This is a genomic window from uncultured Campylobacter sp., from assembly GCF_944323605.1.
Classification (GTDB): domain Bacteria; phylum Campylobacterota; class Campylobacteria; order Campylobacterales; family Campylobacteraceae; genus Campylobacter_D.
Genome location: NZ_CALUTC010000005.1, coordinates 99,730 through 116,790, shown reverse-complemented (window position 1 = coordinate 116,790; position 17,061 = coordinate 99,730). Strand labels below are relative to the sequence as shown.

Sequence of the window (17,061 nt, the reverse complement as noted above, 5' to 3'; positions counted from 1 at the left end):
GGGGGGGGGCATTGAAATATATAAGATTTATGAAAGATGTGCGTAGGATAAAGAAAGAATTTAAAAAAGTTTAAAGTATAAATTAGGGTAGAGAGGGAAGTTTAAAGAATGGTTAATATTTAATGAAGTTATAAATCAAAGTAAAACTTTACCTTTGAGGTAAAGAAACTCAAGAAGGGTTTAAGAAAGCTTTTTAAGCTTTCTTATCTAAGATAAATTTTTCCTTTATGTCTTTTAAATTTGTTTTTAAATCCTTTATAAGAGCATCTACATTTTTAAAATCACTCTCATCAATCTTTTTGAGTAAATTTGCAAAGTATTTTCTAGCTAGTCTAAGCTCATCTGCATTTAAAGAAGAAAGTCCTTTGCTTAAAAGCTTGATACGAATTTCTTCTTTTTTTCTTGTTTCTTCATCATTTACTATGTCAAATTTCTCCTCTACTCTTTTAGCAGTTTCCTCGGCTAATTTCTTTTTCATCTGCCTCATAAGCTCAAAAAATTCATTTCTATCCATATCCTCTTGCTCGGCATAAACTATCTTATGAAGACCCTCATTCATCAAAATATCTAAAATTTTATTTGAATCGCTTGGACTAAGTGCTTCTTTATACCTTATAAGTCCGTCTAAGTCTTTATCTAAAAGCAAGGTCTTATCAAGAGCTATATTTAGGCTATCATCTACAAAAAAATGCTTTATTTTTTCTATAACAGCTTCATTCTCTTTTGAAAAACTTTGATAGCGACTTAAGCCGATAGCATAGGTTATGTAGTGGCTTTGAGGTGGCACATAAAAAAATTTTTCGTGAAAATAAGATTTTAAATTTAAAAACTCATCATCATTTATATATCCGTCCTTGTTTTTATCGGCTTCTTCATATTTTCTAGAAAAAGCTACCTCCTTATACCAGCCATTCACATAAGCAGCACTTTCTGCACTCAACAAAAAAGTATCATCTTTTACCTTATGCACATCAGGAAAAGAATTTTGTAAATGATAAACCGTATCCTTACTTAAAGAAAGTCTCTTAAGCTCTCTTGTAGCACTTGCGATATAAACTGTGAAAGAATTTTCATCTTTTTTTAACTCTTTTTTATCTTCAGTTTTTTCTAAATTTTTAAGCTCTGTTTCTACAAGATTTATATACTCTTTAAATTCTTTTATACTAGCTTCATTATGATAAAAAGTAGAGGAATGCAGCCTCCTGTAAGCTACTGCATTTCTTAGATTGGCATCTAAGATCATAATAAAGCTAAGCTATCTAGAGATATTAAAACAATCTTTTTTAACATGAATGCTCCTTAAAAAATATTAGCTATCTTATTATTTAAGATTAAGCTTACTTAAATAAGTATCGGCAAAAGTTTAAAAAAATTTATACTTTCTTTGTCTTTTTTATAACTCTTATTAGTTTTTTTCAAAAAAGTAGGTAAAAGAAGTCTTTTTTAACAATTATTTAGATATTTTAGCTTATAATTTTACATTCAGTCTTAAAGGATAAAAAATGCGTATAAAACAAGCACACATTCCTTATATAGCAAATAAAATCGTCCTAGATATTATAAATTCATCTTTTGTGTATGTTAAAGATGATATTGAAAAGCTCAAAGCTTCGAGTAAGGAAATTTTAGAACAAGACTTATTCAAAGAAAGAAGTCTGGACGAAAGAGTAAAAGAGCTCTTAGAGGAACAAGAAGATGAAATGGAATTTATGCAGGTTGATAGAAAAAATATGTTTTGGCTTGTAAAGAAAAAATTAGCAGCTGAATTTGGAGTTATATTAAATTTAGAGGATAGATACAATGATATAGCACACAAAATTCTAAGCACTTTGGTTGATTCTGATTTTATAAACTATGACGTATCCGAAAATAGAGTGAAAAATTTGATATTTTCTAGCATACAAAACTATCTTAAAACGTATGAAAGTTTGGAAGATGAGGTGTATGAAAAAATTTCTAATTACAAGAGAAAACTTGTGCCGGGTTCTGAAGAATTTGATATAGTATTTGACAAGCTTTATCAAGAGGAGCTTAAAAAGAGGGGTATGCTTTGAAAGCTTACATATACATAGAAAACGATCTTTTTATGACAGCTAACGCTTTTGGTGCTAAAGGGACTTTTTTTGGAGAGCTTGTTTTTAATACTTCTATGAGTGGCTATCAAGAGATAATATCCGATCCTTCTTATGCTGGACAATTTATAGTTTTTTCTATGCCAGAAATTGGCATAGTTGGAACAAATGACGATGATAACGAAAGCAAAGAAATTTTTACAAGCGGAATTTTTATAAGAGAATTTAATAAAAACTACTCAAATTTCAGAGCTAAAAAAAGCCTTAATGAATACCTAAAAGAACACGGAAAAATAGGCGTTTATGATATTGATACGAGATTTTTAGTAAAAATGATACGAGATAGTGGAAATTTAAACTGTGTAGTTTCCACAGAAATTTCAAACAAAGAAAAACTAAAAGAGCTTTTAAAATCTAGCAAAAAGATAGATGAGGTTAATTGGGTAGCTAAAGTTAGCACTAAAAAACCATACAAACACCAACAAGGCGTATGGAATACCGCAAACAAGGCTTTTAACAAGGCTAAAAAGTGTGTAAAAAAACTTGCAGTGCTTGATTATGGAGTGAAAACAAATATCTTAAATGAGCTTGTAGAAGTGGGTTTTGAAGTAGAGGTTTTTCCTCATAATACAAAAGCAGATGAGCTAATCAAGCTTTATGATAGTGGAAAAATAGAAGCTATTTTCTTATCAAACGGTCCTGGTGAGCCAAAAAATTTAAAAGATGAGATAAAAGAGCTTAAAAAACTTATAGATAAAAAAATTCCTATGCTTGGGATTTGTTTAGGACATCAATTACTAAGCAATGCCTTTGGATATGAAACATATAAAATGAAGTTCGGACAACACGGAGCAAACCACCCTGTATTAAACCAAGAAAACAAAAGGATAGAAATAACCGCACAAAACCACAACTACAACGTCCCAGAAGAGATATGCGAAGTAGCTATAATAACTCATAGAAATCTTTTTGGAGATAATGTAGAAGGAGTAAGGTATAAAAATTATCCTATCATATCGGTTCAACACCATCCAGAAAGCTCGTCTGGTCCTCACGAAAGCAAATATATATTTAAAGAATTTATGAGTTTGCTTTGAGTATTTTAGCCACCGCATTAGTAGCTATACTTGCTAGTTTTGGGCATTGTTACTTTATGTGCGGTGCTTTTGTGATACTTATAAACAATTTAAGCAAAAATTTAAAATATCCATTTTTAGGCATTTTTTTATATCATATTTTTAGAATTTTAGTTTATATTGTTTTAGCTTTTGTATTTTTTTCTTTTTCCTCCTTGCTTTTTATGAATGACTTTAGTAAGGGCATAGTATTTTTTATATTAGGTATATTTATGATACTTCTTTCTTTGTCTTTAATTTTTAGATTTAAAATTTTACACTTGCTAGAAAATTCATATCTATTTGATAAAATCTTACCTATCGTAAAAGGAAAAATAAAACTTAAAAGCTACTATGGGCTTTGTTTTCTTGGTGCTTTAAATGGGCTTTTGCCTTGCGGACTTGTGTATTTTTATCTAGCCTTATCTATAAGTGCGGATACTGTTTATCAAGCACTGCTTACTATGGCTGTATTTGGAATTTGCACTATGATTGTTATGATGATCTTGTCTAAATTTGCATTTTTATTTTCTCAAATTTTTATAAAAACCTCATCTTATATAGCGTATATCATAATACTTTTTTATGGACTTTACCTATCTTATAGTGGATTAATGCTTAGTAGATGAGTTTCTTTGTTTTAAAATTTCTAAAACATCATTTAAGCTTAATCCTGCATCCTCAAGCAATACAATCAAGTGAAATATCAAATCAGCAGCTTCATTTTTTAGCTCTTCCTTGTCTTTAACCGTGGCAGCTAATGCTGTTTCCACTCCCTCTTCTCCTACTTTTTGAGCTATTCTTTTTGTGCCTTCTTTAAAAAGTTTTGCCGTGTAAGAAGATGTTTCATCAGAATTTTTTCTACCTTTAACAAGGTTTGCAAGTCTTGACAAAAATACAAAATCAGCCTTACTGGAACAAGCTTCAAAACAAGATATATTACCACTATGACAGGTTACACCGTGTGGTTTTGCTAGAATCAAAAGGCTATCATTATCGCAGTCTAATCCAAGCTCTACTATATCTAAGAAATTTCCGCTACTTTCTCCCTTAGTCCAAAGCCTATTCTTGCTTCTTGAAAAAAAACTAACCCTCTTTTCTTTTAAGCTTTTTTCCAAGGCTTCTTTATTCATATAACCAAGCATTAAAACTTCAGAGCTTTTATAATCTTGCACTACAACGGGAAGTAAATTTGATACCTTTTGCCAATCAACCTTATTTATTATATCTTCGCTCATTTATAACCTTATACAAATGGAATTTTCTTTTAGAAAAAGTTTTAAGTCTTTTATATCTATGATCCTTTGATGAAAAATAGATGCAGCCAAACACGCATCTATGCCTATATTAAAGGCTTCTAAAAAATGCTCTTTCTTTCCAGCGCCCCCGCTTGCAACAAGAGGAATTTTGCAATTTTGCCTTACTTCGCTTAGCTGCTCTAAGTCATAGCCGTTTTTTAAGCCATCTTTATTCATCATATTTAAAACTATCTCTCCAGCTCCTAAGTCTTGCACTTCTTTTACCCATTCGATGGTATTTTTTCCGCTATGAGTAGAGGTTTTTTCATCTCCTGTATATTTAAAAACCTTTAATCTTCCGTCCTCATCTTTAAAGCTATCTATACCAACAACTACACACTGCACACCAAAATTTTGTGCTAATTCTGTTATAAGCTTTGGATTGTTTAAAGCTGGAGAATTAATTGAAATTTTATCTGCACCGTTTGCCAAAATTTCCTTAGCATCTTCTGAAGTTTTTATGCCTCCAGCTACACAAAATGGTATAGAAATTTCTCTAGCCACCTTTTCAACCCAAGACCTTGAAACTCTTTCATTTTTTGCACTAGCACTTATATCATAAAAAACAAGCTCGTCTATGCCATTTTGAGAGTAAAATTTAGCAAGTTCGACAATGTCTCCCATATCTTTGTGGTTTTTAAACTGCACGCCTTTTACTACACGGTTATTTTTTACATCAAGACAAGCTATTATCCGTTTTGTAAGCATTCTAAACCCTCTTTAACAGTAAAAACCCCGTCTAATAATGCCTTTCCTGCGACTATGTCACTACAAATTCCTTTTAATCTTTTTAAGTCTTCTAAAGAATTTAAGCCTCCAGAAGCCTGTGTAGCTACGCTAGGAAATGCCTTAGCTATGCTTTCATATAAAGATATATTCATACCTTGTAAGGTCCCATCTCGCGAAATATCAGTGCATAATATATGTTTTAAGCCGTTTTTCAAGTAAAATTCTATGCTTTCAAAAAGCCTTTGCTCGCTTTGCTCCTGCCAAGCATTTATGGCAATAAAAAAATCATTATTATTAGGGACTACATCAAGTGCTATGCAAATTTTTTCTCCTGTAAAATGATCCAAAATATCCAAACAAAGCTTTGGATTTGTTATAGCCAAAGAGCCTATCGCCACACGTTTTACGCCTATATCTAATAATGCTTTTACCTCATCTTTCGTGCGAATTCCGCCACCGACTTGCAAATTTACAGAGCTTTTTTGTATTAGATTGTTTATAAGTTTTATCTGCCTTTTTTTAGGATCTTTTGCACCGTCTAAATCAACCAAATGTATCCATTTAGCTCCCATATTTTCATATTCTTTTAGCTTTTCTAAAGGGTCTAACTCATCATAGCTCGTCTTTTTTTTATAATCTCCCTTTATTAGTCTTACTATCTTTGAATCTATTAAATCAAGTGCGGGGATTAATTCGGTTTTCATCTTATCCTATATCCTTTATAAAAGTTTTTATCAAAATTTCACCAGCTTCAGCACTTCTTTCAGGGTGAAATTGAACTCCGTAAAAATTATCCATTGCCACAGCTGCACTAAAAATTTGAGAATACTCGCAACTTGCTATACTATAATCATTTATATCTACGCAAAAACTATGAACAAAATAAAAATACGCTCCATCAAGACCTTTAAATAATGGATGTGAGCTTTTTATATCATTCCACCCCATATGAGGTAGAGTAAAACCATCTTTTTTCTTAAATTCATAAGTTTTAAATGGTATTATACCTAAAGTTTCTTGCCTCAATTCTTCTGAAAAAATTCCTAATATTTGCATTCCTAGACAAATTCCTAAAAGGGGTTTTTTGTTTTTCTGCAAAAAAGATACAAGATCTAATCTTCTAAGAGAATCCATAACATTTCTTGCAGTGCCAACACCCGGCAAAAACAGCTTATCAGCCATTTCTAGTTCTTTTAAATCTCTAGTAATTAAAGCTTCATGCCCCAGTCTACCGCAGCAAAATTTTAAAGAAGCTAAATTTGCACAACCTGTATCTATGATGCAAAGTTTCATATAAATCCCTTTCTCTTAACAAAATCATAGCAAAAAAAAATATATTTTTAAAAAATATTTAAAAAAAATATTTATCCATTTTAAAAAAAGATGTTATAATAAAGGCTAAATATATTTTAAACATATATAATGTAGAAAAAGGAATTTGATATGAATAAGAAAAAAGAATTAACACTTTCTGCAAGACTTTATTTAAGTTTTGCTTGCGTTATAGCTATTATGTTATCAATAGCTTTTTACTCCATATATAAGGTTGATTTTTTAAACGAAAGTCTAAATCAAGCTACAAATGTAAATGCTGTCATATCTAGACAAGCTATAAATTTTAGAGGTTCTGTGCATGATAGATCTATCTTAATACGAGATGCTATTATGATACAAAACGATAAGGCTGATTTAGAAAATACTTTAGCTACTATAAAAAAACTTGAAGATGACTATAATAAAGCCGACGTAGAATTTAAAAAATTTATTGAAAACAATATCTTAAATTCAGAAGAAATAGCGATGTATCAAAAGATAGATGATACTAGAAAGCTTACTGTATCTACTTATGCTAAGATTATTGATTTTGTAAAAAATGGAGATAATCAATCCGCAAATGAGCTTGCACTTAAGGAAGTAAGACCTCAATTTATACAGTGGTTAGCTGATATAAATAAAATTATAGACTATGAAGAAGCACAAAACCAAAAACTAACTCAAATAGCAATCAGCGAATCAACAGCTTTCATAAGCATTATGGTAATATTTGTGATAATAGCCTCTTTAGTTTCTATTGCAATCGCTTACATTATATCAAGATATGTAAAAGTATCAGTTGGCGGAGAACCTGGATATGTAAATAAAATTATTGCCGAAGTTGCAAACGGAAATTTAAGGACAAATATACAAGATAGTTATAGTGGAAGTATATTAAGCTCTATTGTTAAAATGCAAAAGCAATTAAGAGATATTATTCAAAAAGTAGCCACTCTTTCTAACTCCATAAATCAAAAAGTTGATACTGTATCAGAAGTGTTTTCTAATGCAGAAATAAGCTCTGCTAAACAAAACGACTTATCTTTACAATCAGCAAAAGGAGTTCATAGCCTTGTTGAAAAAACAAAAAATATTTCAAAAATAGCTGATGAAACAGAACAAAATTCACAAAATACAAAACAAATTTGTGAAGAAAGCGTAAGTGCTGTGCAAGAAACAGCTGCTAAAATGGAGGTTATAGCTGAAAATTCTACAAGAACATCAGAGCAAATTTCATTTTTAACAGAACAAGCACAAACCATAGGTGCTAGCACAGATTTGATTAGCGAAATAACAGACCAAACAAATTTACTAGCATTAAATGCTGCTATAGAAGCAGCACGTGCTGGAGAAGTAGGAAGGGGATTTGCTGTCGTTGCTGATGAGATTAGACAGTTGGCTGAAAAAACAGGTGGAGCAACAGAACAAATCACGATAATAAACAAAAAAATACAAGAAGAAACAGTAGCCACTGCTAGTGCTATAGAACAATCCATACCTCTTATAATGCAAGGTAAAGAGCTAAGCGATAGAATGAGAGATGATATGGAGACTATATTAAAACAGGCAAATGATAGTTTGCTTAAAGCAAGAGATGTAAATAAAGAAGTAAATGAACAAATGAAGCTTATGGAAGATATAGAAAAAGGTATAAATTTAAATGTTGAGCTTTCTGTTCAAACACAGAAATCAATAAGTGAAAACAAAAATATCACTAATGAGCTAAAAGATATAGCATACAGTCTACAAAAAGAGATAAGATCGTTTAAACTATAAGCTATCTATCATATACATATAGCTTGGTAGACTTATTTCTACAAAAGGTTCTATTAAGGCACTTTGATAGACTTCATCATCTATGATTTCTTTCACTGTGCCTACTGGAACACCCGAAAAAAATATATTATCCAAACCACTAGTATAAACAGTATCGCCTAAATTTATATTTTTGGTTTTAGGTATAAATTTTATGCTTACACTGTTTCCAAGTCCTTGTAAAACTCCTGGGACCTTGTCTTTGCCTATATAAACTGAAAAAACGCAGTCTTCATCTTGCTGAAGAAGTGCCATTGGTCTATTATCATCAAGCACTGCTATACCAGCGGTATAACCCTTATAAATAAGCCCTTTATTTTTATTTCCTGTAAAACTAGTGCTAGAAAGCCATAAACGGTTATAATTATCAAGCCTAGTGTAAGATATAGCCCTTACCAAAGATACTTGTGGGAAATGCTGACTTGAATTTTTATCCTCAAGCAATAAATTCAACTGATTTGCGAAAGTAGATACTAAAGCATTGGCTTCTTCTAGTTTGTGATTTTGCTCTTTTAAAAGTCTTATTTGCTCGGCTTGATCAAGATGTTCGCTTATGCTATCTGCTATATAACCACCTATATCATAGCTAAAATTTATAACAAAATCATTTATTTTTAAGACACTGTTTTTTATCTTTTCTCCATAATAAAGCGAAACAAATATCAAAAAAGACAGTATCAATATAGCATAAATTTTACTCTTCATTAGTTAATTGTTTTAATAATGCTATCTCTTCTAAAATTTTGCCAGTTCCTCTAGCGACAGCTAAAAGCGGCTCATCTGAAATATAAACAGGAAGTTTTACTGTTTCTGACAAATACCTATCAAGACCTCTTATTAACGCTCCTCCACCAGTTAAAACTATGCCATTTTCAACTATATCAGATGCTAAATCAGGTGGCATAGATTCTAAAACCATTTTAAGTGCATCAGCAATTTCTTTTAAATTTTCTCTCATTGCCTCTCTTACATCTTCGCTAGTTAGTTCAACCCTAGCTAATAAACCGCTCACTTGGTCTCTACCTTTTACCACCATTGTAAGCTCTTTTTCTCCTTGATAAGCCGAGCCTATGCCTATTTTTATCTCTTCTCCTGTTCTTTCACCTATAACAAGATTATATTTTTCTTTAACATAATTCACTATACTTACATCTAGTTTATCGCCAGCAACTCTGATTGATTTTGATATTACCAAACCTCCAAGAGAAGTTACGCCTATTTCAGTGGTTCCTCCACCTATATCAACAACTAAATTTCCCTTTGGCTCTTGTATGGCTAAATTTGCACCGATTGCAGCAGCCATAGGCTCTTCTATCAAAAAAACCTCTCTAGCACCAGCACTCAAGGCGCTTTCTCTAACCGCTTTTCTTTCTACCTGAGTCAAACCATAAGGAACGGAAATCACTATCCTAGGTCTTAAAAAATTCTTTCTTTTATGAGTTTTCTCTATAAAATAGCGAATCATTTTTTCAGTCATATCAAAATCAGCTATAACACCGTCTTTCATAGGTCTTACAGCTTCTATATTAGCAGGTGTTTTACCTACCATCTCTTTTGCTTCTTTGCCAACTGCTAAAATTTTAGCTTTTCCACCATATCTTTCTCTTTCAACCGCCACAACAGAAGGTTCGTTTATTATAATGCCCTTATCTTTTACCAAAACTAGAGTGTTTGCTGTACCTAAATCTATCCCCATATCGCTAGAGAAAAAGCCTATAACTTGATCAAATATCATTTATCCAACCCTTTTTGTCTTTATAAATAAAGGCTTTGCACCTTCTTTAACTACGTCTTTTGTTATAATTATATCATAATTTTTATATTCTGGTAGTTCAAACATTAAATCTACCATTAATTCCTCTATGATACTCCTAAGTCCTCTAGCCCCTGTTTTTCTCTCTAAAGAAAGTTTTGCTATCTCTCTTAAGGCTTCATCTTCGAATTTTAATTTTACGCCGTCTATTGCGAAAAGCTTTTGATACTGCTTTATTATGGCATTTTTTGGCTCTGTTAATATGCGTATCATATCATCTTCATTTAATTCGTTTAAAGAAGCGATCACGTGAAGTCTGCCTATAAGCTCTGGTATAATCCCAAAATGCACTAAATCATCTGGTTCTATTTTGTCTATTAATGTATCTTTATTTTTTGGCTCTTCACTTTCAAAAAAACCTACCACTTTATCGCCCATTTTTCTTTTTATTATAGTTTCTATACCATCAAAAGCACCACCACAAACAAATAAAATATTTGAAGTGTCTATTTGTATAAAGTCTTGATTAGGATGTTTTCTACCACCCTTTGGAGGGACATTAACTAAGGATCCTTCTATTATCTTTAAAAGGGCTTGTTGTACGCCCTCTCCGCTTACATCTCTTGTTATAGACCTATTTTCGCTCATTCTAGCAATCTTATCTATCTCGTCTATAAAAACTATACCCATTTGTGCCTTTTCCACATCACCATCGGCAGCTTGTAAAAGCCTTGTTAATATATTTTCAACATCTTCGCCGACATATCCAGCTTCCGTTAAGGAAGTAGCATCACAAATTGCTATTGGAACATCTAAAAATTTAGCTAATGTTTGTGCTAAAAGAGTTTTTCCAGAACCTGTCGGTCCTACTAATAAAATATTTGATTTAAAAAGCTCTGTATCATCATCTTGAAGTTCTGCTCTAAAAAGCCTTTTGTAGTGATTATAAACACCTACGCTAAAGATCTTTTTAGCTCTTTCTTGCCCTATGACATAATTATCAAGATGAGCTTTTAACTCTTTTGGAGTTATATTTTTAAATTCTTTTTTATCCTTACTTTTTTTTTGTATAAGCTCATCTCCCCCGTGCAAAACGCCATAAGCGGCATCTATACATTGTGTACATATAAAGTCGTCTTCATTTATCCCGCTTAAAAGTCTTCTTTGAGGACTTTCTGCAAAACCACAAAAATTACAGTGCTTTTTCATTGATTTTTTCTCCTATACATTGGGATTCCACGTGAAGTATTTAAGATAAATTCACACATTTTCTTTACATTATCACTATTGGTTTCGTCTAATAATGCAAGAGCATTTTCTTTCAAATCACCCTTATTAAACAATCTTTTGTAAGCCTTATTTAAAATTTCAACCTCTTCTTTATCAAATCTTCTTCTAATACCTACTAAATTTAAGCTTCTTATGCTTGCTCTGTTTCCCTCAGCTAGACAAAATGGCACTATATCTTGAGATAAGGCTGAAGCACCAGCTATCATCGCACCTTCTCCAACCTTTACAAATTGATGTATAGGGGTAAGCCCACCAACTACGGCAAAATCTCCTATTTCAACGTGTCCAGCAAGTGTGGCATTATTAGCCAAAATGACATTATTTCCGATATTACAGTCGTGTGCTATATGACAATACGCCATTATAAAGGCATTATCAGCTATCCTTGTAAAACCGTCTCCTTTGGCTGTGCCAGAATTTATGGTTACAAATTCCCTTATAGTAGCTTTTTTGCCAATTATTACCCCGGAATTTATATCATCATTATACGATATATCTTGTGGTATATCTCCAACTATAGCATAAGAAAATATAGTGCTATCATCACCTATTTGGGTATTTGCTAAAATTCTAGCACCTTGTTTTATGCATACATTATTGCCTATTATAGAGCCAGAACTTATGTAAGAATAAGCCTCTACTACTACATCATCTCCTAATACAGCACCATCTTCTATAACTGCACTTGGGTGAATTTTTTTCATCACTTATCCATTATCATAGCTTTTAATTCAGCTTCCGCTACCAAAGAGCCATCAACGAAAGCTTTTCCTTCAAAAATCCATAAAGTGCCTCTATTTTTAACAACAGTCATTTCGTAATCTAGCCTATCTCCGGGTCTAACAGGATTTCTAAATTTAGCCTTATCTATACCGGTAAAATACACAACTTTTTCTTTTGGATTCACTTTATCATCCATACTCTCAAAAGCTAAAACTCCTCCTGTTTGTGCCATACCCTCAAGTATCAAAACTCCGGGATATATGGGATGTCCAGGAAAATGCCCCATAAAAACTTGTTCGTTTATGGTGATATTTTTATAACCCCTTACAACCTCTCCTATTTTTAATTCAGTTATCTTATCTACCAAAAAAAACGGATATCTGTGAGGTAATATACCTTGAATTTGCATAGCGTCCATCATAGTAGCAACCTTTTTAAATACTAAAAACCTTAATTATACAAAAAAGAATTTAATGTAAGGTTTAAAATTTAGCATAGCAACAAAAAATTTTAATGAAAATTAAACATATTTTACTATATCTTCTAAATTTTGTCTGCTTTTGGCGTGCTTTGGTGGATTTAATCTGTATCCTAAAGCTAGCATAACACAAACTTTAGATTCTTTTGTATTTAAAACACCCTCTTTCTCTAGTAAAATATTAACATTATCTTGGTGAAATCCTTCTATAGGCAAAGAGTCTATACCTCTTAAAGCCGCTACGAACATCATATTTGCTAAGGCTATATAACACTGCTTACAAGCCCAGTCAAAAGTAGCCCTTTTATTTTCTAAAAGCTTAAAATGTTCTTGCTGAAAGACCGTGTAAAATTCTATCTTTTTTTCTTGTATATTAGCAGGAAGCTTTTGAACATCATTCATCATATGCTTTATAAAACTACTATTTGGCAATAAATTTTCTTGTGTTTTTGCCAAAATTAACACAAAATGAGAAGCATTTTTAAGGGCGTCTTGTCCTCCCCAAGTTAAATCTAGCATCTTTTCTTTTATATTTTTATTGTTTAAAACTACAAAATTCCACGGCTCAAAACCAAAGGAAGAAGCAGATAGTCTAGCACCTTGCATAATAGTGCCAAAATCTTCATCGCTTATCTTTTTATTAGGATCAAAAGCCTTGCAAGCGTGTCTAAAATTCAATACTTTTAAAATATTTTCCTCATTTAAAATTTGCATAGTTTCTCCTTGTGTTTTTTAAAGTATAACTAATTAAATACAATATTTATTTTTTATTTGCTATCATTCTTTCTTTTTTATTTTTAAATTTAGGTTTTTTATGGGAAAAAAAATAATTTTTATGGGGACTCCAAGCTATGCTGCTACTATTTTACAAGCTTTAATCAACAGTGGTTTTAATGTATTAGCCATATTTACACAACCCGATAAGGCTGTCGGAAGAAAGCAAATTTTAAGTGCTAGTGAAGTTAAAATTTTAGGGCTTAACAATAACATAGATGTATTCACGCCAAATAACTTAAAAGACGAGCAAATATCAAAGCTTATCTCCTCTTTAAACCCTGATTTTATAGTAGTTGCTGCATACGGCAAAATTTTGCCAAAAAATATTTTAGATATATGTCCTTGTATAAATTTGCACGCTTCTTTGCTCCCAAAATACCGTGGTGCTAGTCCCATACAAAGTGCTATTTTAAACGGAGATGAAGAGAGTGGAGTTTGCTCTATGCTTATGCAAGAAAGTCTTGATAGCGGAGATATACTAGAAAAAACATCATTTAGTATAAAAAACAAAAAAGCTGATGAGGTATTTGAACTTATGTCTAAGGAAGCTGCAAAGCTTTGCATTAGCACCTTAAATAATTTTTATAAAATAAAACCGCAAGCTCAAGATGAAAGCAAGGCAACTTTTTGCAAAAAGATAAAAAAGAGCGATGGGCTTGTAAATTTAGAAGATGCAAAAACTCTATATCAAAAATTTCTAGCATTTTATCCTTGGCCTGGCGTGTTTTTAGAAAATGGATTAAAATTTATAGATATAAATTTAATAGATGATATAAGCAAAAATAAAGAAGCCGAAATTTTAGATATACAAGGGGAAAGCTTTTTGCTTGCTTGTAAAAAAGGTGTATTAAAAATAAATAAAATTCAAGAAGCTGGAAAGAAAATTTGTTCTGCTAAATCATGTCTTAATGGAAAAAGGCTTAAAAGTGGAAATTATTTGTATTGATGAGCTAGATTCTACTCACACCTTTATGTGCAAAAAGATAAGAGAAGGCGAAATAAACAAAAATATAGCTATATACGCCCTAAAACAAAGTAATGGCGTAGGCAGTAGAGATAATGAATGGCAGAGCAAAGAAGGGAATTTGCACTTAAATTTTTGTATAAAACAAGATGATTTAAGTCCTGATTTACCTCTTTGTTCTATAAGTATTTATTTTGGATTCATAATGAAAGAATTGCTATCTTCTAAGGGTTCTAAAGCTTGGCTTAAATGGCCAAATGACCTATATATAGGAGATAAAAAAATCGGAGGATTGATAAGCTCAAAAATACAGGATTTTATAATAGTAGGTATTGGATTAAACCTAAAATATTCGCCACTTTACGCAACTGTGCTTGATATAAATATCGATTTAAAGGACTTGATTTGTGAATACATAAAAGAAGTTGAAAAAAAAATTTTATGGAAGCAAATTTTTAGAAAATATATAGTAGAATTTGAAAAATCTCGTTCATACAAAGCTAATATAGATGGGCGTGAAGTATCTTTAAAGGACGCTTTGCTGTATGAAGATGGTTCGATTTTACTTGAAAATAGAAGGGTATATAATTTAAGATGAGCGAAGTAATATCTATAGCCAATCAAAAAGGTGGGGTTGGAAAAACTACAACTGCTATAAATTTAGCAGCTTCCTTTGCTGTTGCAGAAAAAAAAGTTTTGCTTATTGATGTAGATCCACAGGCAAACGCCACAACAGGGCTTGGATTCAACAGAAATAATTACGAATATAATATGTATCACGTTTTTACAGGTCGTAAAAAATTTGCTGATATTATACTAAAAACAGAACTTGCTAAACTTCATCTAGCACCTTCTAATATAGGTTTAGTTGGAATAGAACAAGAATTAGCAAAAGATGAATCTATAGAATTAAAAACAGTTCTTAAAAATAGACTTGTAGAAGTTATAGATGATTATGATTACATAATAATAGACACACCGCCAGCACTTGGTCGTATAACTGTTAATGCTTTTGCGGCAAGCGACGGGGTTATCATACCTGTGCAGTGTGAATACTATGCACTTGAGGGTGTAGCTATGGTTTTAAATACCATTAAAATAGTAAAAAAAACATTAAACCCAAGGCTTAAGGTAAAAGGTTTTCTACCTACTATGTATAGCTCTTCAAACAATATATCTAAAGTTACTTTTGAAGATTTAAAATCAAATTTTAAGGAACATTTATTTGTAAATAATGATAATGCCGAAGAATTTATAATAGTTCCTAGAAATGTTAAATTAGCTGAAAGTCCAAGTTTTGGTAAGCCTATATTACTTTATGATATAAAATCACCAGGCTCTATAGCTTACAGAAATTTAGCTCACGCTTTGATGTAGGATTTTTTATGGCAAAAAGACCAGCTTTAGGTAGAGGCTTAAGCAGTATCTTAGGTGATGTAGATGAGGCTTACGGGAAAGAATTGGGTTTTGGTGATACAGAAGAAGTAAGCATAAGCGATATAGAGCCAAATCCATACCAACCAAGAAAAGATTTCAAAGAAGAATCCTTAAAAGAACTAGCAGCTTCCATAGAAAGATATGGACTTATACAACCTGTAGTTCTCGTAAAAAAGAATATAAACTCTTATATACTAGTCGCTGGAGAAAGAAGGCTAAGAGCGTGTAAAATGCTTGGAATGTCAAGCGTAAAATCAGTTATACTAAAGGAAAATGAAAACAAATTAAGAGAGTTAGCTCTCATAGAGAACATTCAAAGGGAAAATTTAAATCCTATAGAATTAGCAATATCTTACAAAAGTTTGATAGATGAATATGGACTCACACAAGAAACATTAGCAGACATTATGCATAAATCAAGAACCCAAATAACAAACACTATGCGTTTGTTAAATTTAAGTGATAGAACAAAAGACTTTATCATTTCTGGCAAGCTTTCTCAAGGACACGCTAAAATTTTAGTTGGTCTAGATAAAGAAAATGAAGCAAGGCTTGTAGATAGCATAATAGGACAAAGCTTAACAGTTAGAGAAAGTGAAAAACTCATACAAAATTCCAAAAATAAAACAGATAAAAAAACGCCTATTACAAAAGAAACTGACTTTAGTGTAGAACTCAAAAAACTAAAGCAAGCATTTGAAAATATTGGTGTGAAGTGCAGTGTAAAACAAAATAAAATAAGTTTGACTGTGGATAATTTGGACAAAATTAAATATTTAAACAAAATATTACAATGATTTTTTAAAAAATTTATACTTTTTAGTTATAATGCTAAGTAATGATAATAAAATAAAAGGTATATATAATGTTTGATGATGTCCATTTATCCACTATATTATCCACTGTTGTTATATTTTTACTTATGATAGTAGTGCTTAATGCCATTTTATATAAACCTCTTTTGAGTTTTATGGGACAAAGAGATGAATCCATAAAAAGCGATGAAGCTAAGGTTAAACAAGATTTTGAAAAAATTTCTACAGTGGCAGAAGAGCTCGAAAAAATAAAACAAAGCACAAGAGAAGAGATTTTTCAAATAAAACAAAGAGCAGTTGAGGTTGCTAGAGCTGAAGCTGAAACTGAATTTAATAAGAAAAAACAAGAATTAGAAGAAAAGATGTCAAACTTTTACTTAAATTTAGAAAAAGATAAGAAAAATTTAGAAGAAGAGTTGAAAACCCATATATCAGAGTGGAAAAATACTCTTAATGCAAATTTGAAAAATATATAGGATTT

Annotated in this window: 20 protein-coding genes; 9 read left to right on the top strand and 11 right to left on the bottom strand. The window is 31.4% G+C overall.

All coding sequences use genetic code 11. The annotated features are described in order from the left end of the window. Positions 1–193: 193 nt before the first annotated feature. Positions 194–1,243, bottom strand: a complete 1,050-nt coding sequence (locus Q0J35_RS04660) for a hypothetical protein (protein WP_297193571.1) — start codon at positions 1,241–1,243, stop codon at positions 194–196. 259 nt (positions 1,244–1,502) lie between these two features. Between Q0J35_RS04660 and Q0J35_RS04655 the strand changes: the two genes are divergently transcribed. Genes Q0J35_RS04655 through Q0J35_RS04645 form a run of 3 tightly spaced genes read left to right on the top strand, consistent with a single transcriptional unit; the run spans position 1,503 to position 3,816 of the window. After that, positions 1,503–2,054 carry a DUF507 family protein gene (locus Q0J35_RS04655; RefSeq protein WP_297193569.1) on the top strand — a complete coding sequence of 184 codons (552 nt, stop codon included), beginning with the start codon at positions 1,503–1,505 and terminating at the stop codon, positions 2,052–2,054. Then, positions 2,051–3,169, top strand: a complete 1,119-nt coding sequence (gene carA / locus Q0J35_RS04650; protein ID WP_297193567.1) for a glutamine-hydrolyzing carbamoyl-phosphate synthase small subunit — start codon at positions 2,051–2,053, stop codon at positions 3,167–3,169. Before Q0J35_RS04655 ends, carA begins: the two co-directional genes overlap by 4 nt. Then, complete coding sequence (locus tag Q0J35_RS04645; protein WP_297193565.1) at positions 3,166–3,816, top strand: sulfite exporter TauE/SafE family protein; 651 nt, start codon at positions 3,166–3,168, stop codon at positions 3,814–3,816. Before carA ends, Q0J35_RS04645 begins: the two co-directional genes overlap by 4 nt. Here Q0J35_RS04645 and hisIE read toward each other — a convergent pair. From hisIE to hisH, 4 genes are read right to left on the bottom strand one after another with little or no spacing between them, the layout of a single operon-like run. Further along, positions 3,799–4,425: a bifunctional phosphoribosyl-AMP cyclohydrolase/phosphoribosyl-ATP diphosphatase HisIE gene (gene hisIE, locus Q0J35_RS04640; RefSeq protein WP_297193563.1), complete on the bottom strand. Its 627-nt coding sequence runs from the start codon at positions 4,423–4,425 to the stop codon at positions 3,799–3,801. The genes Q0J35_RS04645 and hisIE overlap by 18 nt on opposite strands. After that, a complete protein-coding gene (hisF, locus tag Q0J35_RS04635; RefSeq protein WP_297193561.1) occupies positions 4,426–5,193 on the bottom strand; it encodes an imidazole glycerol phosphate synthase subunit HisF in 768 nt (255 codons plus the stop codon). It lies immediately after the preceding gene. After that, a complete protein-coding gene (gene hisA / locus Q0J35_RS04630; protein ID WP_297193559.1) occupies positions 5,175–5,918 on the bottom strand; it encodes a 1-(5-phosphoribosyl)-5-[(5-phosphoribosylamino)methylideneamino]imidazole-4-carboxamide isomerase in 744 nt (247 codons plus the stop codon). Before hisA ends, hisF begins: the two co-directional genes overlap by 19 nt. A gap of 1 nt (position 5,919) precedes the next feature. After that, positions 5,920–6,507: an imidazole glycerol phosphate synthase subunit HisH gene (gene hisH / locus Q0J35_RS04625; protein ID WP_297193557.1), complete on the bottom strand. Its 588-nt coding sequence runs from the start codon at positions 6,505–6,507 to the stop codon at positions 5,920–5,922. A 150-nt stretch (positions 6,508–6,657) separates the two neighbouring features. Between hisH and Q0J35_RS04620 the strand changes: the two genes are divergently transcribed. After that, positions 6,658–8,304: a methyl-accepting chemotaxis protein gene (locus Q0J35_RS04620; protein WP_297193555.1), complete on the top strand. Its 1,647-nt coding sequence runs from the start codon at positions 6,658–6,660 to the stop codon at positions 8,302–8,304. On the opposite strand, the gene mreC is transcribed toward Q0J35_RS04620, so the two are convergent. The 6 genes from mreC to Q0J35_RS04590 all read right to left on the bottom strand — a co-directional run bounded on the left by mreC (position 8,299) and on the right by Q0J35_RS04590 (position 13,301). Continuing rightward, positions 8,299–9,048 (bottom strand): rod shape-determining protein MreC, encoded by a 750-nt coding sequence (gene mreC, locus Q0J35_RS04615; RefSeq protein ID WP_297193553.1) that lies wholly within the window; start codon positions 9,046–9,048, stop codon positions 8,299–8,301. The genes Q0J35_RS04620 and mreC overlap by 6 nt on opposite strands. Continuing rightward, on the bottom strand, positions 9,038–10,078 hold the full coding sequence (locus Q0J35_RS04610; protein WP_297193550.1) for a rod shape-determining protein: 1,041 nt from the start codon (positions 10,076–10,078) through the stop codon (positions 9,038–9,040). Before Q0J35_RS04610 ends, mreC begins: the two co-directional genes overlap by 11 nt. Next, on the bottom strand, positions 10,079–11,305 hold the full coding sequence (gene clpX, locus Q0J35_RS04605) for an ATP-dependent Clp protease ATP-binding subunit ClpX (RefSeq protein ID WP_297193549.1): 1,227 nt from the start codon (positions 11,303–11,305) through the stop codon (positions 10,079–10,081). It abuts the gene before it with no gap. Further along, a complete protein-coding gene (gene lpxA, locus Q0J35_RS04600; protein ID WP_297193547.1) occupies positions 11,302–12,090 on the bottom strand; it encodes an acyl-ACP--UDP-N-acetylglucosamine O-acyltransferase in 789 nt (262 codons plus the stop codon). Before lpxA ends, clpX begins: the two co-directional genes overlap by 4 nt. Continuing rightward, positions 12,090–12,530, bottom strand: a complete 441-nt coding sequence (gene fabZ, locus Q0J35_RS04595; RefSeq protein WP_297193545.1) for a 3-hydroxyacyl-ACP dehydratase FabZ — start codon at positions 12,528–12,530, stop codon at positions 12,090–12,092. The genes lpxA and fabZ overlap by 1 nt, the downstream gene beginning before the upstream one ends. Before the next feature lie 99 nt (positions 12,531–12,629). Next, on the bottom strand, positions 12,630–13,301 hold the full coding sequence (locus tag Q0J35_RS04590) for an NAD(P)H-dependent oxidoreductase (RefSeq protein WP_297193543.1): 672 nt from the start codon (positions 13,299–13,301) through the stop codon (positions 12,630–12,632). Between the two features lie 100 nt (positions 13,302–13,401). Here Q0J35_RS04590 and fmt point away from each other — a divergent pair, with 100 nt between their 5' ends. The 5 genes from fmt to Q0J35_RS04565 all read left to right on the top strand — a co-directional run bounded on the left by fmt (position 13,402) and on the right by Q0J35_RS04565 (position 17,056). Continuing rightward, positions 13,402–14,310 (top strand): methionyl-tRNA formyltransferase, encoded by a 909-nt coding sequence (gene fmt / locus Q0J35_RS04585; protein WP_297193541.1) that lies wholly within the window; start codon positions 13,402–13,404, stop codon positions 14,308–14,310. Continuing rightward, complete coding sequence (locus tag Q0J35_RS04580) at positions 14,273–14,926, top strand: biotin--[acetyl-CoA-carboxylase] ligase (RefSeq protein ID WP_297193539.1); 654 nt, start codon at positions 14,273–14,275, stop codon at positions 14,924–14,926. The genes fmt and Q0J35_RS04580 overlap by 38 nt, the downstream gene beginning before the upstream one ends. Then, on the top strand, positions 14,923–15,705 hold the full coding sequence (locus tag Q0J35_RS04575; RefSeq protein ID WP_297193537.1) for an AAA family ATPase: 783 nt from the start codon (positions 14,923–14,925) through the stop codon (positions 15,703–15,705). The genes Q0J35_RS04580 and Q0J35_RS04575 overlap by 4 nt, the downstream gene beginning before the upstream one ends. A gap of 8 nt (positions 15,706–15,713) precedes the next feature. After that, positions 15,714–16,562, top strand: coding sequence for a ParB/RepB/Spo0J family partition protein (locus Q0J35_RS04570; RefSeq protein ID WP_297193535.1), 849 nt, complete (start codon positions 15,714–15,716; stop codon positions 16,560–16,562). 68 nt (positions 16,563–16,630) lie between these two features. Continuing rightward, entirely contained in the window at positions 16,631–17,056 is a 426-nt protein-coding gene (locus Q0J35_RS04565) for a F0F1 ATP synthase subunit B' (protein ID WP_297193533.1), read from the top strand. Positions 17,057–17,061: the final 5 nt, after the last annotated feature.